We start from the raw sequence: 25,164 nt of genomic DNA on the forward strand, positions 1-25,164 counted from the left end.
GGCAGAGCCTGCCTGCAGAGCGGGCGGCGGCTGTTGAACAGCACTCGACCGCTGGGCATGGTGCCGATCCAGCGGGGTCGGCCGGTGGGCCGGATTCTGCGGTCGGACAGAGCGCTGCGGCAGCACAGACCCCATTGGGAGCAGAAGCTTCGGCCGCGCGCCGGCATGCTGCCGAGCAGGGTGCAGCCACAGGTCAAGCCGATGCGGGAGCCGGATTCGCTTTCGTGCCGGATGATTCGACGGCCGAGCGCGGCGAGACGCAGGCGGGTGCCGATCGCACGGCTATCGATCGGGGTTCGAGCACTGAACAGGCCGGAGCGGCAGAGCCGGCCGGAGTCGACGCCTCGGTCGGCCCGAGCGGAGCACCCGTCGATGCGACGTCTGCGGGACGAGCACACTCTGATGCTTCGTCGGGTGCCGGCGTCGACCCGACCGATGCCGCACGTAACGAGGCTTTCGCGTCTTCAGGCGTCGAATCTGCGGATCGAGCCACCGCACCCGGTCGAGGTGCGGCCGACCAGGCGGGCGGCGCGGGTTCGCAGGCTGCCGCCGGATTGCTGGAATCCGAAGGGACGCAGGAGGTCTCCGAGACGACTGCGCCGCGAGAGCACGACTACGCCGGGGCCGCAGGGGCTGGCGAGGGTCCAGTGCCGTCTAATTCGGAAGTCGCGCAGTCGTTTTCGGCTCGGCAGCCCGACCAGGCTGCCGCAGATCAGGCGACGTCCATGGCCGGTGCGGCGCAAGCGCGCGAGCAGACCGGTGGCGCAGGCGCGAGTCCTGCAGCGCACCACGACGCTGCGGTGCAACGGTCGGAGCGAGGTGTCTCGGATCCGACCGGAGCTGGTGCGGCGGCGCAAGTGAGTGAGTCGACGACCGGGGCGGGCTCGGCTTCTGCTCCCACGCGGTCGGGTGGTGCGGCGCCGCAGGGCGGCGCGCAAGCTGCTGCTGTGCAGCAGGAGAGCGCACAAGGTGCCGCGCAGGATAGCGGTGGGCAGGGTCTCGCGGACCAGGCCGGTGCGCAGGCCGGGGGGCAGGGGGATGCGGATCTGTTGCGGGCGGTGGAGGGGGCGTGGGGGGAGATCCGGGCGAAGGTTCGGGAGTTCGGGCCTACGGTGCAGGCGTTGTTGTCGGGGGCGTCGGTGGCGCGGATCGAGGGGGAGGTGATCGTATTCGCGCATCAGCATGCGCCGTTGGCGCAGCGGTTGTCGGATCCGCGGAATGTGGAGGCGGTGCGGTCGGCGGTGCGGGCGGTGCTCGGCAGCGATCATCCGGTGCGCTGGGAGGCGGGTGGGGCCGCGCCTCGGCCCGCGGCTGCCGCGCCGAAGGCGAGTCGGGGGCGAGGTCAGGCTGGGCAGCAGGCCACTAATGCGCCGGGACGTGAATCCGGCAACCCGGCTGGACGCGCTTCGGATGCACCTGCACCGCCGCGGTTCTCTCGGCCGAGTCAGGCCAGGGCGGCGGCCTCCGATCCGGCGGCGGGTCCTGGTCAGCGGCCCGCACCGAATGGTGACGCACGGTCGTTCCGCGGCGACGACGATATTCCGCCGCCCGACTTCCCGGATCTACCGGATGACCCGGGTCCGATGGATTACGCGCCGATCGATGGCGTCCCGCCGCCCTCCACGCCGGAGGAGGAACAGGAGATGCTCGCCGAATCGCAGACTCCGGTGGCGCCGGGGGACCGGCGCGACCCGGATGAGGTGGCCTTGGAGTTGCTCAAAAGTGAGCTCGGTGCCACACGGCTGGATGGTTGACAACCCTCGTTCACACGACGTTAAGTTAACCGGAGTTCGCACACCACGGTAGTATGAACGGGTGGCCGCGAGCCGCGGTGTGGCGAAGTTCTATGGTATGCGGAGGCATGCGGGTATCAAGAACTCGTCATCGCCGCTGCTTGTCGACTTTTGTACAGCGTCAGGACGGTCGGTCTCCGGACCGATCGGCGAGGTCACTCGCATGGACGGACGAATGTTCGGCCGCCGCACCCTTAAGGAAGGAACACTCCGATATGACCACAGAGGCCTACATTTACGAGGCCATCCGCACCCCGCGCGGACGCGGCAAGAAGAACGGTTCGCTGCACTCGGTCAAGCCGATCGACCTGACTGTTGGTCTGATCCAGGAGCTGCGCGGCCGTTTCCCGAACCTCGACGAGGACCGGATCTCCGACCTGATCCTGGGCGTCGTCGCGCCGGTGGGTGACCAGGGCGCCGATATCGCCCGCACCGCCGTGACCGTGGCCGGCCTGCCCGACACCGTCGGCGGCTTCCAGCTCAACCGCTTCTGCGCCTCCGGCCTCGAGGCCGTCAACCTGGCCGCGCAGAAGGTCCGCTCCGGCTTCGACGACCTGGTCCTCGCCGGTGGCGTCGAGTCCATGTCCCGCGTGCCGATGGGCTCCGACGGTGGCGCCTGGGCGCTGGACCCGGCCACCAACTACGACACCTACTTCGTGCCGCAGGGTGTCTCCGCCGACCTGATCGCCACCATCGAGGGCTTCTCCCGCGACGATGTGGACGCCTACGCCGTGCGCTCGCAGGAGCTCGCCGCCAAGGCCACCACCGGCGGCTACTTCGCCAAGTCGATCGTTCCGGTCAAGGACCAGAACGGCCTCGTCGTCCTCGACAACGACGAGCACATGCGTCCCGGCACCACCGCCGAGGATCTGGCCAAGCTGAACCCGTCCTTCGCCGTGGTCGGCGAGATGGGTGGCTTCGACGCCGTGGCGCTGCAGAAGTACCACTTCGTCGAGAAGATCAACCACGTCCACCACGGTGGCAACAGCTCGGGCATCGTCGACGGTGCCGCGCTGGTGCTGATCGGTTCGGAAGAGGCGGGCAAGGCCTCCGGCCTGACCCCGCGTGCGCGCGTCGTCGCGACCGCCACCAGCGGTGCCGACTCCACCATCATGCTGACCGGTCCGACTCCGGCCGCCAAGAAGGTGCTGGCCAAGGCGGGTCTGACCCTCGATGACATCGACCTGGTCGAGATCAACGAGGCCTTCGCCTCGGTGGTGCTGAAGTTCCAGAAGGATCTGCAGATCCCGGACGAGAAGCTGAACGTCAACGGCGGCGCGATCGCGATGGGCCACCCGCTCGGCGCCACCGGCGCGATGATCACCGGCACCATGGTCGACGAGCTGGAGCGCCGCAACGGCCGCTACGCGCTGATCACCCTCTGCATCGGTGGCGGCATGGGCGTCGCCACGATCATCGAGCGCGTCTAACCCCAACCGACAGCTGAGAATTCACGGCGGCGTTCGCGCAGGCCCGGAGGCGGGAGCTTGCGTAACCACGTAGGGACCGCGAACGCCGCCAATTAGACACAGGAGACACAGAGCTGTGAGTGAGACCAACATGATCGGTTGGGAGCAGGATTCGGACGGCATCGTCGTTTTGACGATGGACGACCCGAACCAGGGCGCCAACACGATGAACGAGCTGTACAAGACGTCGATGACCGCGACCGTCGACCGGCTCGAGGCCGAGAAGGACAGCATCACCGGCGTGGTGCTGACCTCGGCGAAGAAGACCTTCTTCGCGGGCGGCGACCTGAAGAACATGATGAAGGTCGGACCGGAAGACGGCCAGGCCCTCATGGAGGAGCTCGGCACCATCAAGTCGGCGCTGCGTCGGCTGGAGACCCTGGGCAAGCCGGTCGTCTCGGCGATCAACGGCGCCGCACTCGGCGGTGGCCTGGAGATCACCCTGGCGACCCACTACCGGATCGCCGCGGATGTGCCGGGCGTGCAGCTCGGCCTGCCCGAGGCGACCCTGGGCCTGCTGCCCGCCGGTGGCGGTGTCATCCGCACCGTGCGCATGTTCGGCCTGCAGGGCGCGCTGATGCAGTTCCTGTTGCAGGGCAACAAGTACCGCCCCGGCAAGGCCAAGGAGATCGGCCTGATCAATGAGGTCGTCGGCTCGGTCGAGGAGCTGGTGCCCGCCGCCAAGGCGTGGATCAAGGCCAACCCCGAGGGTGGCGTGCAGCCCTGGGACAAGAAGGGCTTCAAGATTCCGGGCGGCACCCCGTCCAGCCCGGCCTTCGCCGCCAACCTCCCGGCCTTCCCGGCCAACCTGCGCAAGCAGCTCAAGGGCACCAACATGCCCGCGCCGCGCGCCATCATGTCGGCCGCGGTCGAGGGTTCGCAGGTCGATATCGACAACGCGTCGCTGATCGAATCGCGCTACTTCGTCTCGCTGCTGACCGGCCCGGTCGCGAAGAACATGATCCAGGCGTTCTTCTTCGACCTGCAGTCGATCAACAACGGCGGCTCGCGGCCCAAGGATGTCCCGAAGAAGGAGATCCGCAAGGTCGGCGTGCTCGGTGCGGGCATGATGGGCGCGGGCATCGCCTACGTCTCGGCCAAGGCGGGCTACGAGGTCGTGCTGAAGGACGTCACCATCGAGGCGGCCGAGCGCGGCAAGAACTACTCCGAGAAGATCGAGGCCAAGGCCCTTTCCCGCGGCAAGACCACCGAGGAGAAGTCCAAGGCGCTGCTGGACCGGATCAAGCCGTCCGCGGATGCGGCCGACTTCGCCGGTGTCGACTTCGTCATCGAGGCCGTCTTCGAGAACACCGAGCTCAAGCACAAGGTGTTCCAGGAGATCGAGGACATCGTCACCCCGGACGCGCTGCTGGGCTCGAACACCTCCACCCTGCCGATCACCGGTCTGGCGACCGGTGTGAAGCGCCAGGAGGACTTCATCGGCATCCACTTCTTCTCGCCGGTCGACAAGATGCCGCTGGTGGAGATCATCAAGGGTGAGAAGACCTCCGACGAGGCGCTGGCCCGGGTGTTCGACTACACCCTCGCGATCAAGAAGACCCCGATCGTCGTCAACGACAGCCGCGGCTTCTTCACCTCGCGCGTGATCGGCACCTTCGTCAACGAGGCGATCGCCATGCTCAACGAGGGCATCGAGCCCGCGACCATCGAGCAGGCCGGTCTGCAGGCGGGCTACCCGGCCGCGCCGCTGCAGCTGTCGGACGAACTGAACCTGACGCTGATGCAGAAGATCGCCAAGGAGACCCTCGAGGCCGCCGAGAAGGGTGACAACACCCTGGGTGTGAAGCGGCACCCGGCGCAGGATGTCATCGACTACCTGGTCGAGCAGGGTCGCCCGGGTCGCCTGGGCAAGGCCGGTTTCTACGAGTACGACGAGGACGGCAAGCGTCTCGGCCTGTGGTCGGGTCTGCGCGAGCACTTCAAGACCACCGCCGGTTTCGGTGTGCCGCTGCAGGATCTGATCGACCGCATGCTGTTCATCGAGGCGATCGAGACCCAGAAGTGCTTCGACGAGGGTGTGCTCATCACCACCGCCGACGCCAACATCGGCTCGATCTTCGGCATCGGCTTCCCGGCGTGGACCGGTGGTGTGCACCAGTACATCGTCGGTTACCCGGGTGGCCAGGCGGCCTTCGTCGAGCGCGCGGACTACCTCGCCAAGACCTACGGCGAGCGCTTCGAGGTTCCGGCCTCGCTGCGCAAGTAGTCACGCGGTAACTCGCAACAGGGCGTAGCGACTGCTTGCGCGTCGCTCTAAAGGTCAGCCCGCCACCGCATTTCGCGGTGGCGGGCTTTCGCCGTTTCGGCGTCGATTTCGGATGTTGTCAACCTGGGCGATCGCTCTCGTCGATACGGTGGCTGATTGTGGTCAGACATGGACAGTCCCTGCTCGTAGCGGTCGCAGCGCTCGCGTGTGCTGTTGCCCCGGTGGCCGGGGCCGCACCCCAGCCTGCCGCGCCCGCGCCTGGCAAGCCCGTCGCACTTGATGCCGCTGCGGTGCGCTTACTCGGCGAACAGATCATTCCGTTCGACATGGACTTTCAGGGCACCGCTGTCGGCGGCCTGTCCGGTATCGATTTTCAGCCGAGCACCGGCGAATACGTGCTGATCAGCGACGACAGGTCCGAGCGTGATCCGGCGCGTTTCTATACCGCGCGATTCGGCGTGGACGAGGGCGGCGTCGGTCCGGTGATGTTCACCGGGACCCGCCCGCTGCGTACTCCGGACGGCTCGCTGTACGCGCCGAAGTCCTTGGATCCAGAGGAGATTCGGGTCGACCCGTGGACCGGTGACTACTTCTGGACGCAGGAGGGGGAGCGCACCGATGCCGTGTTCGCCGACCCCTCGGTCCGGATCACCCACCCGGATGGCACTTTCGTCGCCGAACTCCCGATTCCGGAGAACGAGCGGATGCGCCCGACCGCCGGCCCGCGCCAGAATCTCGCGCTCGAGGGTGCGACCTTCGCGGCGGGGGGCGCCCTGTTCGTGACCTCCGTCGAGGGCCCGCTGCTGCAGGACGGTCCCGTCGCAACGGCGAAAACCGGTGCCACTTCACGGATTACGGTGCAGGCGCGCTTCGGCCCGCTGCTCGCTCAGTACGCCTACCCGATGGAGCCGGTCTTCATGGAGTCGAGTCCGGAGCCGGGGCAGGGCATGAACGGCATTGCCTCGATCCTGTCCGCCGACTCGCTCGATCCCACGAAATTCCTTGTCCTGGAACGCTCTTACGTGCTCGGCGTCGGCAATAAGATCCGGATCTACGAGGCCGATACCAATGGCGCGACCAATATCCTCGATGCTCCGCTCGGCACCGCCCGGCCGGTCGCCAAGCGCTTGTTGGTCGACCTCGCCGACCTCGGGCTCGACCCCATCGACAATATCGAGGGCATGACCTGGGGTCCGCGCCTGCCGTCGGGCGAACGCACCCTGATCCTGGTCAGCGACAACAACTTTTCGGATAAGCAGGTCACTCAGATCGTGGCACTGGCGGTCCAGTAGTAGCGCGTGTGCGGTCGGCCCCCGCATTTCGTGGCGGCCGGCTTGTAGTTCAGCTGGGACGTAGGTCCTCCGCGGCCTGGTAGTACGCGTCGGCGGCGCGGGTGAAGTAGTCGAAGAGCACCTCGCGCTGTTCGGCGGAATAGCCGCCGAGGATTTCGCCGATGGCGCGGCGGGCGGGGGCCAGTATTTCGTCGAGATCGGCTGGCTTGTCGATCAATTCGACGATGACCTTGCGGCGGTCGCCGGGGACCGGGACGCGCCGCACATAGCCCGCGTCTTCCAGGCGATCGATGAGGCGGGTGGTCGGGCCGGTGGTCAGTCCGCTGCGCGCGCCTAGTTCGCCGGGCGTCATGGCGCCGTTGAGTTCCAGGATGTTCAGGGCGTAGAGGTCCGTCGCGCCCAGGTCTACCGCGCGCGCACCGGCCTGTCCGTGCAGCATGACCGCGCTCAGGTAGCGGCGGTAGACCTCGCTCGCGTCCGGGCGCATGGCAGGTGTTGACACGGATACCTCCATCTTCTAATCTCTTCTTCAACGAAGAGACTTCTTCAACGAAGAAAGCTCTTTCAAGAAGAAATCTAGCATGGAGGGCGAAATGAATGCAGCATCGCGTAGCGATTCGATGAAGGGCGGCGGTCGGGCGACGGGTGGACGCGGCAATGACACCCAGGCGATCGAAGCCGTACTCGCGGAATTGGTCGACGCATGGGGCCGCGGCGATGCCGACGCCTACGGCACCGTCTTCACCGAAGACGCCACCTACACAAGCTTTCTCGGCACCCTCTACCGCGGCCGCGCCGATATCGTCGCCTCGCATCGCGCCCTGTTCGGCAGCGTCCTGAAGGGCACCCGGCTGGCCGACGACATCGTCGACATCCGCTTCTACGGCCCGGATACCGCCGTGGTCAACAGCCACGGCGACACCTACAAGGGCAAGCCCAAGCAGCTCACCAAGACCCAGACCTACACCATGGTCCGTCGCGACGGGCGCTGGCTGATCGCCGCCTTCCAGAACACCAAGCGCAACAAGCTCATGGAGCGCATCACCTACCTGTCCAGCCCCGCCGCCCGCCCCGCCGCCGAGCGCTGAACTCCCACTGCCCCAAAAGGATTCGCCATGAATGCCCCCGCACCCCGCAATCGCCGCCGCATCGTCTCCCGCGTCCTGGCCGCCTCCGCCATCACCCTCGGTGTCGCCGCGGGCGGCGGGTACCTCTGGCTGGACCAGACCTCGGACGTGCACAACCTCGGCACGCCCGTTTGCACCACGGTAACCACGCCCGCGCCGCAGTCCGCCCGGGAAATCTGTGATCTGCTCGACCAACTCACCGACGCCTGGGGTCGCGGCGATGCCGCCGCCTACGGTGCCCTGTTCACCGAGGACGCCACCTACACCAGCTTCGTCGGCACCTATTACCAGGGGCGCGCCGATATCGTCGAGGGCCACCGCGCCCTGTTCAAGGGCTTCAAGAAGGGCACCGAACTCACCGATTCGATTCTCGGCATCCGTTTCTACGGCCCGGATACCGGCGTCGTCACCAGTCGCGGCGATACCTACAAGGGCGACCCGAAGCAGCCCGGGGAGCTGTCGAAAACGCAGACCTACACCATGGTTCGCCAAGACGGTCGCTGGTTGATCGCCGCGTTCCAGAACACGCAGCGCAAGAACGTCATGGAGCGGATCTCGTTTCTCTACGATCCGGCGACCAGGCCCGCCGCCGAGCGCTGAGGCGGTCGCAGCCACGCTGTTTCGAAAGCCACCCACTCGGGTTGATACCGCGCTACGTTGGAGTATGCGTGACATATCGGGCATCGCGAGATCTTTTCGCGATGTCCGATGTCCGTGTGTTTCTAGGTCGCCGGTGACGCCGATTCGATGTGAATTCGAGGTGGTCACATGAATCCACAGATGCGTTCGGGCAAGGCAAACGCCGAATCGACTCCGGCCGAATCGGACACGCAGCGGCATGCGCCCATCGATATCGTCGACGAACTGGAGGCGATGGGCCTGTCGGATGCGGTCGAGATCGGCCGGGGCGGGTTCGGGGTGGTGTACCGCTGCGTCCAGTACCCATTGGACCGGGTGGTCGCGGTCAAGGTGCTCTCCTCGGAGATCGATGCCGAGAGCCGGGAACGGTTCCTGCGCGAGGAGCAGGCGATGGGCCGGCTGTCCGGCCATCCGAATATCGTCGACATCCTGCAGGTCGATGTCACCCCGACCGGTCAGCCGTTCATCGTGATGCCCTTCTGTACCCGGGGCTCGCTCGAACAGGTCATTCGGGACCAGGGTCCGCTGACCTGGGCGGATTCACTGCGGGCCGGGGTCAAGCTGGCGGGCGCGATCGAGAGCGCGCATCGGGCCCAGATTCTGCATCGGGACGTCAAACCGGCGAATGTCCTGCTCAGCGCGTACGGCGAACCGCAACTGACGGATTTCGGAATCGCCCGGATTCCGGGCGGTTTCCGCACTTCCAGCAGGTTGATCACGGGCTCACCCGCCTTCACCGCGCCCGAGGTGCTCAAGGGCGACGAGCCGACCGTGCGCTCCGATGTATACGGACTCGGCTCGACGCTGTTCGCCCTGCTGACCGGGCATGCCGCCTTCGAACGGCAATCGGGGGAGAAGGTGGTCGCACAATTCCTGCGGATCACCACCCAGCCGGTGCCGGATCTGCACGGCCACGACATTCCCGACGATGTCGCCGATGCCATCCAGCATGCGATGGACACCGATCCGGGTAACCGGCCCGCGTCGGCCTTCGAGTTCGGCGAGCTCCTGCGCACGGTGCAGCGCGAGCACGATCAGATGCCCGATGAGATGGCGCTGCTGGATACCTCGGTGGTGGCGCCGGATGAGACGGAACACCCGAACGCGGCCGAGGTGACCGTGACGCGACCGGCGGTGACCGCACGCCGCAGTTGGCCGTTGACCTTGCGTCCCGCGGTCTCCCAGCATCCGGTCGACTCGACCTCGGTCGCGCCGACACTGCCCCCGACGGCGACGACGAAATTCCGCCCGCCGACCCCAGCCCGCGAGCCGGTGCCGCGCCCGCGTCTGCTGGACACGCTGCGCGCGGGTGGCCGTCGCAGACTCGCGGTCATCCACGCACCGGCCGGATTCGGCAAGAGCACGGTGGCCGCGCAGTGGCGCAATGAGCTGACCGATGGCGGGGTCCCGGTGGCCTGGCTCGGCGTCGACCAGGACGACGATAACGAGATCTGGTTCCTGGCCCACCTCATCCAGGCGATCCGCCGGGTTCGTCCGGATATCGGCGAGGGCTTGGAGCAGGTGCTCGAGGAACGGCCCGCCGACGCGGTCGCCTATGTCATCTCCACGCTGATCGATGAGATCCACGCCGGCGGGACCACCGTCGTGGTGATCGTGGACGACTGGCACCGGGTCGGCGATGCGGGTGCGCGGCGGGCGATGGATGCGTTGCTGGACAACGGATGTCACCACTTGCGCTTCGTGGTGACCAGTCGGGAGCAGTCGGGCCTGCCGACCAGTCGGATGCGGGTGCACGACGAATTGGTCGAAATAGGCTCCTCGGCGTTGCGCCTGACCAACGCAGAGACCAAGGAAATCCTGGTGCAGCGCAACGGATTCGCACTCACCGATAATCAGATCGAGGAGATCCACACGGCCACCGACGGCTGGCCCGCCGCGATCCAACTGGTGAGTTTGTCGTTGCGTGGCAATGTCGATCCGGATCGATTGATCGCGAATCTGGCCGAGGGCAGTCACGGCATCCGCGAGTATCTCGCCGAGAACGTCCTGGATGCCCTGGAACCCAAGATGCTCGACTTCCTGACCTCGATCTCGATCACCGAGCGGGTCAGTGGTTCGCTGGCCTCGGCGCTTTCGGAGGAGCCGGACGGCGAAGCGATGCTCGAGCAGGCCGAACAGCGCGAGTTGTTCGTCCGGCGCATTGCCCACGATCCCGAGTGGTTCCGGATGCAGCCGCTGTTCGCCGAACATCTGCGGGCGCGCTTGGAGCGGGCCGATCCGAGCAAGGTGAAGGCATTGCATCGCAAGGCATCTCGCTGGTATGCCGAACATAATTTGCTGCGCAAGTCGGTCGATCACGCGCTCGCGGCGACGGATCTGAAGATGGCGCTGGATCTGCTCGAGAGCGGCGGCATGGACCTCATCGATAAGTCCCGCGTCGCGACGCTGCTCGGGACGGTATCGAAACTGCCGGTACAGCAGGTGGCATCCCGATCCAAACTGCTGATGGCCGTGGCCAGGGCGAATGTGAATCTGCAGCAGCCCGCCGCGGCGCGCGCGGCCTTGGGCCGCTTGTCCAACGTGCTGGCGCGTGGGTCGTCCACCGATGACGATGCGGACCGGCAGCGCTGCCAGGCCGCGGTGCTCGCGGCCTCGGACCAGATCGCGCGCGACCACACCGAAGGCGTGCTCGACCGGGTGGCCGAATGTCTGGAGAAGCCCGATGAACTGCCCGCCTGGACCGTATCGACCGCCGCCAATCTGACCTCCTTCGTGCGCTTGTGCGAATTCGACTTCGACGGTGCGCAGGAAATCCAGGAATGGGCGGCGCCGTATCACGTCCGATCCAAGGATCCGCTCGGCCTGGTTTTCGGACTCTGCGGCAAGGGGGCGGCGGCCTATGAACAGCTCGATATCGCGACTGCCACAAGCTGTTTCCAGCAGGCTTGGGAAGTCGCGCGGGAGAAGTCGGGGCCGCGCTCCGATGCGGTGCGGGTGGCCGCGGCGCTGCTCGGGGAAATGAGTTACCGCCGGGGCGATCTGGATACCGCCGATCGGCTGCTCGACGACAGTCATCAGCTGGTCACCCGGGTCGGGCCGGTGGACTTCCTGATCTCCACCTTCGTGGTCGGTGCCAGGGTCAAGGCCGCGCTCGGCGATCTGTACACCGCCACGGCTCGGCTGGACGAGGGCGATCGAATCGCGGCCGATAACAGGCTGATTCGGCTCGCCGCGCATATCCGCGCCGAGCGGCTGCGCCTGGGGCTGCTGACCGATACCGCGGCCCGGCGGGTCGCCGACGCCGCGACCGGATATGAATCGGATATCTCCGGAACCATCCACCAGGCCCATCGGATGACGGGCGCGGCGGCGCTGGCCGCCGAGGCGGAGGAGATCGCCGCGATCCGCGCGCTGCTGTCCGAACGTCAGCTGCGCGCCGACGATCGCGCGGTGCGCCGGGCCCGCGCGCTCCACGCGCGCATGGTCGAACAGCACCGTCCTCGAGCGGAATTGGATACCGTACTGCTGCTGGCCGAATGTCTGGCCGCCTCCGGCTGGGTCGGCGAGGCCACCGGACTGCTGCTGCCTGCGGCGGCCACCTGCGCCGAACATGGTTGGACCATGCCGCTTTTGGATGCGGGCCCCGGTGTGCTCGGCATCCTGCGCGTGCTGCGCACCGAAGTGCGTGCGACACCGGGACAATCCGGCGAAACGACGCTGCCCGCCCTATTCCTGGATGAACTCCTGGGCTAGGACGGGCAGTTTCGGTCGTTGACTACGGCTGCCACCACGGGCGCAGCGGCAGACCCGATTCGCCGTTCAGGCCCAGCTTGACGCCGAGCACCTGGTGCAGCTGAACCACATTGCGCTGGAAGCCGAGTCGGCAACCGGCCATGTACAGACCCCACACCTTCGCGGTGCCCTCGCCGACCTCCTCGACGCAGGCATCCCAGTTGGCGACCAGATTCTTACACCATTCGTGCAGGGTGAGCGCGTAGTGCTCGCGCAGGTTCTCCTCGTGGATCACCTCGAGGCCGATGTTCTGGATCTCGGAGATGATCCGGCCGGAGCCGATCAGTTCGCCGTCCGGGAAGACGTAGCGGTCGATGAAGTCACCGGCCTTGGTGGTCCGGGTGTTGTCCGGCCTGGTGATGCAGTGGTTCAGGAACAGGCCGCCGTCGCGCAGCTTGCTCTTGATGTAATCGAAGTAGAACGGGTAGTTGTGCACCCCGATGTGCTCGGTCAGGCCGATCGAGGAGACGGCGTCGAAGCCGGCCTCCGGGATATCGCGGTAATCGGAATGCCGCACCTCGGCGAGGTCGGACAGACCCTGTTCGGCGATCTTCTGCTGTGCCCATTCCGCCTGTTCCGCGGATAGTGTCGCGCCGATGACCTTGACGCCGCGCTTGGCCGCGTAGCGCACCATGCCGCCCCAGCCGCAGCCGATATCGAGCAGCCGGTCGCCCTCCTTCAGCCGCAGCTTGTCGAAGACCAGTCGGTACTTGTTCTCCTGGGCCTGCTCCAGCGTCCAGTTCTCGTCCCCGTAGGTCGCGCAGGTGTAGGTCATCGAGGGGCCGAGGACGTATTCGTAGAAGGTGTTGGAGACGTCGTAGTGGTGGTGGATGGCCTCGGCATCGCGAGTCTTGGAGTGCCGCAGGCCCTCCAGCGCGATCCGGCGCCAGCGCGGCAGTGTCTCCTGGGGCGGCGGCGCGATCGGCTTGAGCCGCTCCCACCCGAGCGAGCGGGCGATGGTGACCAGCGCGAGTGCCGACGGACGACGGAACTTCAGCCCGTCCATCGCACGGAGAATGTCGTACGGGTCGCCGGGGTGCACGCCGGTGGCGGTCATATCGCCGGAGATGTAGGCGCGGGCCATGCCGAGATCACCCGGGGCGGTGGCCAGGTAGTTGATCCCGCGTGGGGACTTGATCTCCAGGGTGTATTCCGAATCCTCCGGCCCGGTCGTACTGCCGTCGTAGGCGGTCAGCCGAATCGGAACCTCGCCGTCGATCAGTGTCTCGAAGATCTCGGCAATGCTGAGTTTTGTCCCGAGGTCCGCGAAGACATCGGAACGGTCCTTGAATGTAGTCATTTGCGTTGCACCGCCTTCGAATACAAATCCAGCAGTCGCTGGTCCGGGTCGTAGCGCTTCTTCAATTCGGTGTAGGTCTCGCCGCCGTACAGGGCCGCGAATTCATCCTTGCCGTAATACGAATCCGAGTACAGGGATTTGTGCCCGTCGAACTCGGTGACGGTCTGCTCGATCGCGCGGTTGGCCTTACCCTCCTGCTGACCTGCGACGGTCGGCACCGCGGACCAGAATCCGACATTGACGTAGGTACGGTTCGGTTGCAGCGGATACAACGGCCATGGACGCCCCGTCGCCGATGCGTCGTTTCCGCGCAGTCGCAGCGGGCACAGCCAGATCGGTTCGATCGGAATTTCGCGCAGGAACCATTCGACGAAATCCGCGGTCCGCTCGACCGGAACCTCGATGTCCTGCACCACACGCTCGCGTGGCGGATTGCCCTGGCGGGCCTCCAGTTTGTCGCCGATATTGTACTTGTGATCGAGTGCGATGAGCTTCCAATAGAAGCTGCTGCGCCGGTAGCGCTTCGGCCATAACCGGCGGATCTTCGGGTTCTGGGTGCCGAAAGCGCGCGAACACCAGAACCAGTCGGTGTCCCAGCGCCAGAGATAGTCGTGGATGCTCAGCCGGTCGCGTTTGGGCCGTTCGGAGTCGTGCTGGATGGACCGGTAGTAGATGTCCATGCCGGTGTAGTCGCTGACCGGGCCGGGCTCGTCGGTCTGTCGGCCGAGTGTCAGATAGCTCTCGTCGGCAGTGAAGACCACGCCGTCGAGGTAGTCGACGCGTTCGCCGTCGTAGGTCTTGTCCGTGACGATCCGGGCGAGGGTGGACTCCAGCTCACGCAGGTCGTGGAAGCGGACGTGCCGCAGCGCCACATAGGGCTGGACGGTCTCCAGTTCGATCTTCAGGCGGACCGAGTAGCCGAGGGTGCCGTAGGAGTTCGGGAACCCATGGAACAGGTCCGCGTGCTCGCCATCCGGTGTCGCGGTGATGATCTCGCCCGCCCCGGTCAGCACGTCCATCTCCAGCACCGACTCGTGCGGCAGGCCGCTGCGGAACGAGGTGGATTCGATGCCGAGGCCGGTGACCGCGCCGCCGAGGGTGATCGTCTTGAGCTGCGGCACCACCAGCGGGGCGAGCCCGTAGGGCAATGTCGCGGCGACCAGATCCTCGTAGGTGGTCATCCCGGCGACATCGGCGGTCTTTGCTTCCGCGTCCACCGCGATGACCTTGGCGAGGCCGGAAACATCCAAGCCGGGTGCGGTGTTCTGGGCCCTGGCCCGGAACAGATTCGAGGTCTTCTTCGCCAGTCGCACGTTGGCGTTCGCGGGTATCGCGCGATAACTGGCCAACAGCCGCTCCACACCCGCTCGATGCGCGGCGAACCCTGATTCGTGTGCGGCCGATGCGTGTCCGGCCTTCCCCAACAGACTCACTGCCACTCCTCGACGCTAGTACGCACCGGTAACACAAGCCACTGCGAGGTCACCGACGAGGGATAAATGTCACGCATCTGTTGCATCGGGAATACCCAGGACTCGCCGTGTCAGTCCGGCGGTGATCCGGGCGGTTTCGAACACCCGCTTCGCACGACATATTGCATGGATCCCCTCCGGCGCAATCTGATCGAGAAGCCTAACAGTGCAGACCGGTCGGCGCGCGGTGATCAACAGGACGGACCTGGTCGTCGCGCAGTTGTGGGGACAGGGCAGGATAGGGGCAAATCACTGCCCGGACAAGGAGCTCATCGTGGGACAGGTCAGCGCCAGCAGTTCGATCGCCGTCGCGGCGGATCCGCAGCGCGTACTCGAGGCCATCGCGGATTACGAGAAGGTACGTCCGCGCATCCTCTCCGCGCACTACCGCGACTACAAGGTGGTCGAGGGTGGTCAGGGCGCGGGCACCGTCGCCGAATGGACCCTGCAGGCCACCGAGAAGCGGTCCCGCAATATCCACGCGGTCGTGTCGGTCTCGGATTCCATTGTGACCGAACGTGATTCGAATTCGACGCTGGTGAACACCTGGACGGTGACGCCGGATGGTACGGGTTCGCAGGTCACGCTGCGCACGTCGTGGAAGGGTGCGGGCGGTGTCGCGGGGATCTTCGAGGGGATCTTCGCGCCGTTGGGGCTGAAGAAGATACAGGCCGAGGTGCTCGCGAACCTGCAGCGCGAACTCTCCTGAGATAGCAAGGAAAGGCCCGACACGCGTCGGGCCTTTCTTCTTATCCGGCCGCGATATCGAAGAGATTGCCCTCCGGATCGGCCAGCGTTGCCCATTGCGTGCCGTATTCGTCGAAATCGCCGATGTGTTTGGCGCCGAGGCCGATTGCGCGATCGATCTGATCGCGCCAGTCCGCGGCCTGCAGATCCAGGTGGATCACATTCTTGCCGGGCGTCTTATCCGGCACCTGGATGAACATCAGCACCGGCGCCGCGCCTTCGGCCATCCCGACCGTGGCGAACTCCGGGCTCGCGTTCTCGTCCAGGGGACGGTTCAACAACTCGGACCAGAAACCGGCGAGCGTAGCGGCATCGGCACAGTCGAAGGTGATATGCCCGATCGTGAGTGTCATCGTGGTTCTCTCTCTTTCAGAGCCGACCGATGGGCCAGCAGAGTTCGGTGCGGTAGGCGTTGGGGTCGTCGATTTCGCCCGGACCGAGGACGTACAGCTCGCGGACGGGTTCGGCGAGCGAGGTGTCGTGTTCGGCGACGTGGCTGCCGAGGGCGCCGTAGGTGCGGTCGAAATCGTCGAACGGGCCGGAGTGCACGGTGATCGCGAAGCGGCGCGCGGGCAGTTCGATGATCGAGAGTTCGCTCGGTAGCGCGATCCGCGGGTCGGCCGGAATCGGGATGAAAGCGGCGACCTCGCCCGCGTCGTCCTCGAAGAATTCCATCGAATAGGTCGCGCCGTCGACACCGGCCGGTGCGATATTCGTCGCGGCCAACGTCTCGTGCAGTAGCGGATATGCGGCAGTGCACCAGTCGCCGATCGCATCCCGGCTCACCGAATCGACGTACGCGAGCGCCGGGAAGGCCGCGATCGACCGGTATTCGACGGTGATCGGCGCGGCCGGTGTGAGCAGCGAGCGCAGCGAAGCAACCACCGACTGCGTGCGCTGCAACTCCGCTTCCATGCGTTCGAGATGCGCCCGCAAGGCGGCATCCCGGGATTCGGTATCCGAGGCCGCCAGCACCGCCTTGATCTCCGGCAGCGGCATATCCAGCCCCCGCAGCCGACGGATCAGATGCGCCTGCGCGACCTGATCGAGCGAATACCGCCGATACCCCGACCCCGCGTCGACCGCAACGGGTTCCAGCAGCTCGACCTCGTGGTAGTACCGCAGCGTCTTCACACTGAGATACGTCAACCTGGCGAACTCTCCAATCGAAACTGTCGTTGCCATACCCACCAGCGAACACCCTCCCCCCACGGGAGAGTCAACCTGGTCGGCTGCTCGCCATACGCTCGTGGCGGCATCGGCCCGGAGACCGATAACACCAGCGCATGGTGAGCATCTGTCCAATTCCTACTCCCCCGTACGCTGTTCTGGTGAGCTACGACCACGTCTTGTTGCCGTCCGGTGTCGCGATGACGATCGCGCAGGTCGACGCCTATCTGGCTACCCAGCAGGGGCGACCGGAGACGGAACCGGTCGCGGCGATGGCGGCGGAGCTGAACAGGCGCAATGCCGAACTACCCGAGCAGGACGGATTCCTGAGCACGGTTCCGGTCGGCGGCGCGGCGACCGGTGCGGTACTGCACGTACCGTGCCCGTACGACGCGATCGGATTCGTCCGGCATTTGCTGTTCGAGATAGCGACACCGCTGAACTACGCCGTCTACGATCCGCAGCTGGCCTGGCTGATGGATCCGGCCGGACATGTGCCCGCACTGGTCACCCACGGTGGCGCGGGCGAATTCCCCTACTTGACGAAAGCCCTTGCCGACCAGTGGATTTCCGAGCTGGCACCACCGAATCCGTATCTGGTCGTCGAACGTGACGAGCAGGTCTACATCCAGACCTACCGCGACAAGTCCGGGACATTCACCCTCGAATATCGAGATGGCGCCCCGGACCAGCACTTCGGCATCACCGTCACCGACCCGCAGACCGTCGCGGATCTGATCTGGGACTGGGCGATCGACAACCGCACCCGGCTGCAGGCCCTGCCCTGGAGCCGAATCACCGTCTGACGCTTACTGATTCTGTACCGCCAGCCGCCCGGCCAGGGCAATGAACGAGGCCCCGAATACCCGGCGCATCCAGGTGACCACGGCGGGCCGGGAAATCACCTGGTTGCGCACGGCGGCCGCGCAGGCGCCGTAGATCGCGAAGACCACGAATGTGGCGAGCATGAAGAGCCCGCTCAGTTCGAGCATGCGCGCAAGCGCATTCGGCGCGCTTGTCGGCACGAACTGGGGCAGGAAGGCGAAGAAGAAGATCGTCAGCTTCGGGTTGAGGATATTGAGCAGCACCGCCGAGGTGATCACCTGTCGGGCGGAAGGAGTTCCGGCCTCCGCCTCCGGCACGGCCAGTGCGCCCTTGTCCCGGAACGTGTTCCACGCCATGTACAGCAGGTAGGCGACACCGAGATACTTCAGCGTCTGGAACGCGACGGCACTCGCGTTGAGCAGTGCGGCCAGTCCGGTGACGGCCGCGACCATGTGCGGAATGATGCCGAGCGTGCAGCCGAAGGCCGCGATCACGCTGGCCTTCGTCCCTCGGGAAAGTCCGGCCGCCAGCGTGAACAGCACGCCGGTGCCGGGTGTGGCGACGATGACGAGCGTGGTCAGCAAGAACTCGATGCTCATCCCCGACACAGTAACCCGTGCCCGGCCGAACGCAACCTACAGTGCCCGCCTACCTGATAGCGCACGGCCGAGGGTGAGTTCGTCGGCGAATTCGAGATCGCCGCCCATCGGCAGACCGGATGCCAAACGCGTCACCGACAATCCCGGAAAATCGCGCAGCATCCGCACCAGGTAGGTGGCCGTCGCCTCGCCCTCGGTATTCGGGTCGGTCGCGATGATCACCTCGCTGACATCGACGCCGTCCTCCTGATTGCCGATGCGCGCCAACAGCTCTCGAATGCGCAGCTGATCCGGTCCGATGCCGCTGAGCGGATCGAGCGCCCCACCGAGCACGTGATAGCGGCCGCGGAATTCGCGGGTGCGCTCGATGGCCTGCACATCCTTCGGCTCCTCGACCACGCAGATCATGGTGCGGTCGCGGCGCGGATCCGAACAGATGCGGCACATTTCGTTATCCGAGACCGTGCCGCAGACAATGCAGAACTGCACGCCGTCGCGCACCTTCTGCAAAGCGGCCTGCAGCCGGTCGATGTCGGGCGGCTCGACCTGGAGCAGATGAAATGCGATGCGCTGCGCGCTTTTCGGACCGACGCCCGGCAACTTGCCCAACTCGTCGATCAGATCCTGGACCGGGCCCTCGTACAAAGACGTCCCCGGATCAGAAGTCGGGCAGACCCGGCAGCGACCCGCCGCCGGCCAGCGGCCCGAGCCGTTCGGCAGCCAGCTGCTGCGCGTTGGACATGGCGTCGTTGACCGCGCCGATCACCAGATCCTGCAGTCCCTCGACATCGTCGGGGTCGACGATCTTCGGATCGATGCTCAGCGCGACGACCTCACCGGTCGCCTTGATGGTGACCTGAACCAGGCCGCCACCGGCCTGACCCTCCACTTCGGTCGCCGCGATCTCGGCCTGGGCCTGCATCACTGCCTGCTGCATCTGCTGCGCTTGGGCGAGTAATTGCTGCATATCGAACTGACCACCGGGCTGCACGGCTTGTCCTCTCTGCGGAAAGTGTCGTCGTTCAGCCTAGTGGGCGCGGCAACAGCCGTGTCCGCAGCCCCGAGCCGCCAGATAACAGTTCGATTGTGAACCAGATGTCAGCGACGCCACCGTCATACGATCGTCGCAGGGTCGGGGTCCGGGTGTGGTGAGTTCTGGAGACAGCAATGCGCGCAAACCGAGTTCTTTTCATGGGCACCGTGGTGCTCACGCTGGGATTTCCCAGTCTGTTCCTCGGGGCCGCCGGCCTCGCCGCCGCCGATTCCGGCATTGTCGACCCCGAGGTTGCCGACTCCGAGGTTGTCGACCCCGAGGTCGTCGACGCGGCGGCGGACTACGGCGGCGGATGCGTCCTCTATCCCGACAATCCGGCCGCGACCATCGATTCGCTGCGCTTGCGCTGCTCGGCCGAACAGCAGGACGCGATCTTCCGCGATGCCCCGCGCGGCGAGGCGCCGAGGGGAGTCACGAACGGCTGGGTGACCAGGCCGCCCATCATGGAGGCGGTGGCCCCGGCCTTGTGGATCGGTAAGAACTTTTACACCGGCCCCGACGGCGGCTTTCTGGTGAACCGGGTCACCCCCGCGGGCCTGGAGGCATGGCAGGCCGATGTCTACACCGCACCCGCGATCACGGATGGCGGGCCGACCTGGGCGTTGAACTACGCCCCGTCACCGACCCCGCAGGTCTACGACGAGATCCGCGAGGTCACGCCCAACGTTTGGTTCGGCTATTCCTGGTGGCGCGGCTACTTCCAGACCACCTTGCTGCTCACCTTCGCGCTGACCTACTAGGGCTGATCTCAGGCGGTGCGTGTGACATCCGCTGCCGCGCATGCGCAGCCTCCGGCAATGTCACCGCAGTCGACGACGAAGGTGTGCCGTGCGTGGTCGAGATCGATGCAATCCGCATCGGTGCATTCGGCGGTGCGGCCGACATGGACGATGAGGGTGCCGTGGCAGTGGTCGATGGCGGATTCGCAGGACGGACACGTCGGCGCGCGCATATGGCCTCCAGACGAGATCGGTTCGTGAATCGGTCATAGCACCCGCCCCGGACAGGTGGTGGGAGATCGGTCGCGTGTCGCGCGACGGCATCGGGACGGCGGCTGTCCGGAAACCGACTGTTCATGCGGCGTCGCAACCGGCCAGGGTGTGATGAACTTGCTGCATGGGCATCAAGGTGTCGCTCGAACACCGGACCTCCTACACCTTCGACCGGTCGGTGGAGGTCCATCCCCATGTGGTGCGATTGCGGCCTGCGCCGCATTCACGGACCAAGATCGAGGCGTACTCGATGCGGGTCACCCCGGGCGATCACTTCTGCAACTGGCAGCAGGACGCGTTCGGGAATTTCCTTGCCCGGCTGGTCTTTCCGAATCCGGCGCGGGAGTTGTCCATCACTATCGGGTTGATCGCCGATCTCGAGGTGATCAACCCGTTCGACTTCTTCATCGAGGATTACGCCGAGCACTTTCCGTTCGCCTACAGCCCGGAGTTGGTCGCGGATCTGGATCCGTATCTGCGTCCGGTCGATGAATCCGAGCCCGGTTCGGGACCGGGTGCGCTGGTTCGCGAATGGGTGCGCGCGTATATGCCGACCGATCGGCCGCGCACCATCGATTTCCTGGTCGCGGTCAATCAGGCGCTGCGCGATGACGTCGGGTACACGATTCGGATGGAGCCCGGTGTGCAATCGCCGGATCACACCCTGCGCAGCGCTATCGGGTCCTGCCGCGATTCGGCGTGGTTGCTGGTGTCGATCCTGCGGGAATTCGGGCTGGCGGCGCGGTTCGTCTCCGGGTATCTGGTGCAGTTGGCCCAGGACGTGCCCGCCCTCGACGGGCCGTCGGGACCACCCGCCGATTTCACCGATCTGCATGCCTGGACCGAGGTGTTCCTGCCCGGTGCGGGGTGGGTCGGCCTCGATCCGACCTCTGGCCTGTTCGCGGGCGAGGGGCATATACCGCTGGCCGCGACACCGCATCCGACCTCGTCGGCGCCGATCACCGGCGCGACCGGGCGGACCGAGACGACCATGGATTTCGCCAATACCGTGCGGCGGGTGCATGAGGACCCGCGAACCACATTGCCCTACACCGCATCCCAGTGGGAGCGGATCACGGCCGCGGGCGCGGCGGTCGACGAGCGCATGGCGGATGTCGGTCTGACCATCGGTGGCGAGCCGACGTTCGTATCGATCGACGATCAGACCAGCCCGGAATGGACGACCGAGGCGGACGGGGCGCGCAAACGCGAACGCGCCGTCGATCTCGCCGATCGGTTGCGTCGCATCTATGCGCCGACCGGGTTGGTGCAGTATCGCCAAGGTAAATGGTATCCGGGAGAACCGTTGCCGCGCTGGGAGGTTGCGGTCGTATGGCGTGCCGATGGTGAACCCGTCTGGACGCGTCAGGATCTGCTTGCCGATCCGTGGACGCCACCGACGATGGTTGCCTTGGTGCCGGAGGGGGAGTCCGTCAGTGTGGAGCCACTGGCTGAGCATTCGGGAGATAAGGCACGGCCGCCGTCGACCTCGTCCGATGGGACGGTGCCGGGGTCAGCGGGGGAATTCGGGCCAGGTGTCGGGAAACTTGCAGTGCTGGAGCATTATTCGGTCGATGGCGTGGAGAGTTCGTCTGCGGCGCAGCCCCATCCGGATGTTCCAGGCGGATCCGCGTCGATCGGCATCGGCGCAGCGACTCCCGACGGCTCGCCGGTCCGGCGCACCCGCCGGCCGAGGCTCGCCGATCCGGAGTCGGCCCGGGCGCTGATCGCACATATCGCGGCAAGTCTCGGTCTGCCGGACACCCAAGTGCGTCCGGCCTACGAGGACCCGCTGGCCCGGCTGGCGGGCAGTGTCCGTGCGCCGGAAGGGGATCCGGTAGAACCGGCCGATGATCTGGAACGGGATTCGGCGCAAGCGCGCAAGGAGCTGTTGGCGCGGCTCGACACGGCCGTGACCGCGCCCGCCGCCTATCTGCTTTCGCTGTATCGCCGCGCGGACGGTGCCGGATGGGCGAGTGCCGACTGGCGGATGCGGCGCGGTAAGTCGGCTGATCAGCCCGAGGGGCGAATCGTATTGTCGGAGGGCGATTCTCCGGCCGGTCTGCGCTTGCCGCTGGATGCTGTCTCGTGGCAGCCGCCGCGTCCGCGCCCAGACAGTGATCCGCTGTTCACCGGGCCACTGGAGTTCCCGCGGACCGAACCATCCGCCGTGGTCGAGGACCCGGATTGGGAGCCGACCACCGCACTCGTCGGCGAGGTCCGCAATGGCAGACTGCACGTCTTCCTGCCACCTCTGGAAGAACTCGACGACTTCCTCGAGTTGATCCAGCGCGTCGAGGCAGCCGCGGTGGCGGTGGATCAGCCGGTGGTGCTCGAGGGCTACGCCCCGCCCGTCGATGCCGGGCTGCGCACCCTCTCGGTGACACCGGATCCCGGCGTGATCGAGGTCAATGTGCAGCCGACCGCCTCCTTCGGCGAACAGGCCGAACTGCTTTCGACGCTCTACGAGCAGGCCGGACTGGCCCGGCTCGGCACCGAATCCTTCGATGTCGACGGGACGCACAGCGGAACCGGCGGCGGCAATCACATCACGCTGGGCGGCGTGACCCCGGCGCGCTCGCCGCTGCTGCGCCGTCCGGATCTGCTGGTGTCGATGCTGACCTACTGGCAGCGGCATCCGGCGCTGTCGTATCTGTTCGCCGGTCGCTTCGTCGGTCCGACCTCGCAGGCGCCTCGGGTGGACGAGGGCCGCGAGGACGCGTTGTACGAATTGGAGATCGCCTTCGCCGAAATCGCTCGGCTGAGCAGGGATTCGGACGCGCCGTGGCATATCGATCGTGCGCTGCGTCATCTGCTCACCGACCTCACCGGCAATACCCATCGCGCCGAATTCTGCATCGATAAGCTCTACAGTCCGGAAACGGCAAGGGGCCGAATGGGATTGGTGGAGCTGCGCGGCTTCGAGATGCCGCCGCATTTCCAGATGGCCATGGTGCAGTCGCTGCTGGTGCGCGGCCTGGTCGCACGGTTCTGGGCGGAACCGTTGCAGGCCAAACTGATTCGGCACGGCGCGAATTTGCACGGCCGCTATCTGCTGCCGCATTTCCTGATGACCGATATCGCCGAGGTGGCCGCCGACCTGCGCGCGCACGGCATCGAATTCGACACCAGCTGGCTCGACCCGTTCACCGAATTCCGCTTCCCGCGCATCGGGACCGTGGTGCTCGGCGATGTCGAACTCGAGCTGCGCGGTGCGATCGAGCCGTGGAATACCCTCGGCGAGCAGACCGTGGCGAGCGGCACCGCCCGCTATGTCGACTCCTCGGTGGAGCGGTTGCAGGTCCGGGTGGTCGGTGCGGACCGCGACCGCTTCGTGGTGACCTGTAATGGGATGCCGGTGCCGCTGCTCGCCACCGACAAGGCCGATGTGCAAGTGGCCGGAGTGCGCTATCGCGCGTGGCAGCCGCCCAATTCGCTGCACCCGACCATCACCGTCGACGTGCCGCTCGTATTCGATCTGATCGACGCCGAGACCGGATTGTCCCGCGGCGGCTGCACCTATCACGTCGCACATCCCGGTGGCATGGCCTATGCGGAGCCGCCGGTCAATGCGGTGGCCGCGCAATCGCGCCGCAACCGGCGGTTCGAGGCGGCGGGCCACACCACTTCCCGGGTCGATCCGGGGCAACTACGTGCGAAGATGGCAGCACAGTCCATCGACATCGGCGCGCCGGGCATCCTCGATCTGCGCCGGGCGCGCACGGTGTGGGGACTGGTCGGCGATCGGTAGGCGAGGGGCGGACATACGTCCGCGCTCCAGACAACGTCTGGCAGGGGAAGCGAGGTCGGCGCGGTGACTATGCGCGACGAAGCGCGAGGCTCGGGTGCTCGGGAATCCGAGACGACGCTGCTGAATGCCGGACGGCTGAGTATCCGCGAGCAGGTCGCGGAACAGTTCGCCAGATATCGCGCCGAGGGCGCGGATACCGCGGGCTACGACGAATGCGGTCGGCCGATGGGCGGGTATTACGACGAGCTGGTCGATCCCGCGGGTGGTGTGCGGCGCATGTGGTCGGAGCTTTCCGCCGATTTCGTGGAATTGGGCACGACCGGGCTCGGGCGGCTCGACAGCCGGGTGCGCAGGCTCATCGATGACGACGGCATCTACTACACCGAGGTGGGCGCGGCGGGCGAACCGCCCATGCCGACTGCCTGGCGGCTGGATCCGATTCCGCTGCTGATCTCCGCCGACGACTGGACCCGGCTGGAGGCCGGACTGGTGCAGCGCTCGCGGGTGCTCGACGAGGTGCTCACCGATATCTACGGCGCGCGCCGCACCATCACCACCGGTTTGCTGCCGCCGGAGGTGGTGTTCGGCAATCGCGGCTATGTGCGGGCCGCGCACGGCATCACGATTCCCGGGCGACATCAGTTGTTCCTGCACGCCTGCGATCTCAGCCGGTGGAGCGACGGACAGTTCCGCGTGATCGCCGACTGGGCCCAGGCGCCATCCGGTGCGGGGTACGCGCTGGCGGATCGGCGGGTGGTCTCGACGGCGATTCCCGAGGCCTTCGAACATTCCAATCCGCGTCCGCTCACGCCGTTCGCGCGGGCAATGCGGTTGATGTTGATCGAATCCGCGCCGATGGCCGATGACGATGATCCGGTCGTCGTGGTGCTCAGTCCCGGTGTGCATTCCGAAACCGCTTTCGACCAGGCCTATCTCGCCTCGACGCTGGGTTTT

At 66.2% G+C, this 25,164-nt stretch carries 22 protein-coding genes; 12 read left to right on the plus strand and 10 right to left on the minus strand.

Going from position 1 to position 25,164, the window contains the following annotated elements:
- Positions 1–464: 464 nt before the first annotated feature.
- Positions 465–806 carry a hypothetical protein gene (locus ON44_RS49835; RefSeq protein ID WP_157187024.1) on the minus strand — a complete coding sequence of 114 codons (342 nt, stop codon included), beginning with the start codon at positions 804–806 and terminating at the stop codon, positions 465–467.
- Positions 807–857: 51 nt separating this feature from the next.
- On the opposite strand from ON44_RS49835, the gene ON44_RS47945 reads away from it, so the two are divergent.
- From ON44_RS47945 to ON44_RS01695, 4 genes are all read left to right on the plus strand, one after another.
- Positions 858–1,754 carry a DNA polymerase III subunit gamma/tau gene (locus tag ON44_RS47945; protein WP_245566975.1) on the plus strand — a complete coding sequence of 299 codons (897 nt, stop codon included), beginning with the start codon at positions 858–860 and terminating at the stop codon, positions 1,752–1,754.
- Between the two features lie 254 nt (positions 1,755–2,008).
- A complete protein-coding gene (locus ON44_RS01685; RefSeq protein WP_040685981.1) occupies positions 2,009–3,223 on the plus strand; it encodes an acetyl-CoA C-acetyltransferase in 1,215 nt (404 codons plus the stop codon).
- 115 nt (positions 3,224–3,338) lie between these two features.
- Positions 3,339–5,489: a 3-hydroxyacyl-CoA dehydrogenase NAD-binding domain-containing protein gene (locus ON44_RS01690; RefSeq protein WP_040685982.1), complete on the plus strand. Its 2,151-nt coding sequence runs from the start codon at positions 3,339–3,341 to the stop codon at positions 5,487–5,489.
- Positions 5,490–5,647: 158 nt separating this feature from the next.
- Positions 5,648–6,781: an esterase-like activity of phytase family protein gene (locus tag ON44_RS01695; RefSeq protein ID WP_218007502.1), complete on the plus strand. Its 1,134-nt coding sequence runs from the start codon at positions 5,648–5,650 to the stop codon at positions 6,779–6,781.
- Between the two features lie 49 nt (positions 6,782–6,830).
- Here the strand turns inward: ON44_RS01695 and ON44_RS01700 are convergent, their stop codons facing one another.
- Entirely contained in the window at positions 6,831–7,283 is a 453-nt protein-coding gene (locus ON44_RS01700; protein ID WP_218007503.1) for a MarR family winged helix-turn-helix transcriptional regulator, read from the minus strand.
- A gap of 91 nt (positions 7,284–7,374) precedes the next feature.
- Here ON44_RS01700 and ON44_RS01705 point away from each other — a divergent pair, with 91 nt between their 5' ends.
- From ON44_RS01705 to ON44_RS01715, 3 genes are all read left to right on the plus strand, one after another.
- Complete coding sequence (locus ON44_RS01705; RefSeq protein ID WP_245566976.1) at positions 7,375–7,869, plus strand: SgcJ/EcaC family oxidoreductase; 495 nt, start codon at positions 7,375–7,377, stop codon at positions 7,867–7,869.
- 27 nt (positions 7,870–7,896) lie between these two features.
- A complete protein-coding gene (locus tag ON44_RS01710; protein WP_083897588.1) occupies positions 7,897–8,508 on the plus strand; it encodes an SgcJ/EcaC family oxidoreductase in 612 nt (203 codons plus the stop codon).
- A 168-nt stretch (positions 8,509–8,676) separates the two neighbouring features.
- Positions 8,677–12,261 carry a serine/threonine-protein kinase gene (locus ON44_RS01715; RefSeq protein ID WP_040685983.1) on the plus strand — a complete coding sequence of 1,195 codons (3,585 nt, stop codon included), beginning with the start codon at positions 8,677–8,679 and terminating at the stop codon, positions 12,259–12,261.
- 22 nt (positions 12,262–12,283) lie between these two features.
- Here ON44_RS01715 and ON44_RS01720 read toward each other — a convergent pair whose 3' ends face one another.
- Positions 12,284–13,600: a class I SAM-dependent methyltransferase gene (locus ON44_RS01720; RefSeq protein ID WP_040685984.1), complete on the minus strand. Its 1,317-nt coding sequence runs from the start codon at positions 13,598–13,600 to the stop codon at positions 12,284–12,286.
- A complete protein-coding gene (locus ON44_RS01725) occupies positions 13,597–15,033 on the minus strand; it encodes an FAD-binding oxidoreductase (protein ID WP_051181325.1) in 1,437 nt (478 codons plus the stop codon). Before ON44_RS01725 ends, ON44_RS01720 begins: the two co-directional genes overlap by 4 nt.
- A gap of 313 nt (positions 15,034–15,346) precedes the next feature.
- On the opposite strand from ON44_RS01725, the gene ON44_RS01730 reads away from it, so the two are divergent.
- Complete coding sequence (locus tag ON44_RS01730; protein ID WP_040686001.1) at positions 15,347–15,781, plus strand: SRPBCC family protein; 435 nt, start codon at positions 15,347–15,349, stop codon at positions 15,779–15,781.
- A gap of 40 nt (positions 15,782–15,821) precedes the next feature.
- Here the strand turns inward: ON44_RS01730 and ON44_RS01735 are convergent, their stop codons facing one another.
- Together ON44_RS01735 and ON44_RS01740 are read right to left on the minus strand one after the other, a co-directional pair.
- The gene (locus ON44_RS01735; protein WP_040685985.1) at positions 15,822–16,172 is read right to left on the minus strand and encodes a VOC family protein; all 351 of its coding nucleotides are present in this window, start codon (positions 16,170–16,172) and stop codon (positions 15,822–15,824) included.
- Between the two features lie 16 nt (positions 16,173–16,188).
- Entirely contained in the window at positions 16,189–17,004 is an 816-nt protein-coding gene (locus ON44_RS01740; RefSeq protein WP_040685986.1) for a MerR family transcriptional regulator, read from the minus strand.
- A 146-nt stretch (positions 17,005–17,150) separates the two neighbouring features.
- Between ON44_RS01740 and ON44_RS01745 the strand changes: the two genes are divergently transcribed.
- A complete protein-coding gene (locus ON44_RS01745; RefSeq protein WP_040685987.1) occupies positions 17,151–17,795 on the plus strand; it encodes a hypothetical protein in 645 nt (214 codons plus the stop codon).
- 3 nt (positions 17,796–17,798) lie between these two features.
- Here ON44_RS01745 and ON44_RS01750 read toward each other — a convergent pair whose 3' ends face one another.
- The 3 genes from ON44_RS01750 to ON44_RS01760 are packed head-to-tail and all read right to left on the minus strand — an operon-like array spanning position 17,799 to position 19,404.
- Entirely contained in the window at positions 17,799–18,413 is a 615-nt protein-coding gene (locus ON44_RS01750) for a LysE family translocator (protein ID WP_040685988.1), read from the minus strand.
- Between the two features lie 36 nt (positions 18,414–18,449).
- On the minus strand, positions 18,450–19,058 hold the full coding sequence (gene recR, locus ON44_RS01755; RefSeq protein WP_040685989.1) for a recombination mediator RecR: 609 nt from the start codon (positions 19,056–19,058) through the stop codon (positions 18,450–18,452).
- A 13-nt stretch (positions 19,059–19,071) separates the two neighbouring features.
- The gene (locus tag ON44_RS01760) at positions 19,072–19,404 is read right to left on the minus strand and encodes a YbaB/EbfC family nucleoid-associated protein (RefSeq protein WP_083897589.1); all 333 of its coding nucleotides are present in this window, start codon (positions 19,402–19,404) and stop codon (positions 19,072–19,074) included.
- A 176-nt stretch (positions 19,405–19,580) separates the two neighbouring features.
- On the opposite strand from ON44_RS01760, the gene ON44_RS01765 reads away from it, so the two are divergent.
- The gene (locus ON44_RS01765; protein WP_040685991.1) at positions 19,581–20,207 is read left to right on the plus strand and encodes a hypothetical protein; all 627 of its coding nucleotides are present in this window, start codon (positions 19,581–19,583) and stop codon (positions 20,205–20,207) included.
- Between the two features lie 8 nt (positions 20,208–20,215).
- Here the strand turns inward: ON44_RS01765 and ON44_RS01770 are convergent, their stop codons facing one another.
- Positions 20,216–20,419, minus strand: a complete 204-nt coding sequence (locus ON44_RS01770; protein ID WP_040685992.1) for a hypothetical protein — start codon at positions 20,417–20,419, stop codon at positions 20,216–20,218.
- Between the two features lie 164 nt (positions 20,420–20,583).
- Here ON44_RS01770 and ON44_RS01775 point away from each other — a divergent pair, with 164 nt between their 5' ends.
- Entirely contained in the window at positions 20,584–24,210 is a 3,627-nt protein-coding gene (locus ON44_RS01775; RefSeq protein ID WP_040685993.1) for a transglutaminase family protein, read from the plus strand.
- A 69-nt stretch (positions 24,211–24,279) separates the two neighbouring features.
- A partial coding sequence (locus ON44_RS01780; RefSeq protein WP_040685994.1) for a circularly permuted type 2 ATP-grasp protein occupies positions 24,280–25,164 on the plus strand: 885 nt, incomplete at its 3' end.

Source organism: Nocardia vinacea NBRC 16497 (assembly GCF_000308835.1).
Lineage (GTDB): Bacteria > Actinomycetota > Actinomycetes > Mycobacteriales > Mycobacteriaceae > Nocardia > Nocardia vinacea.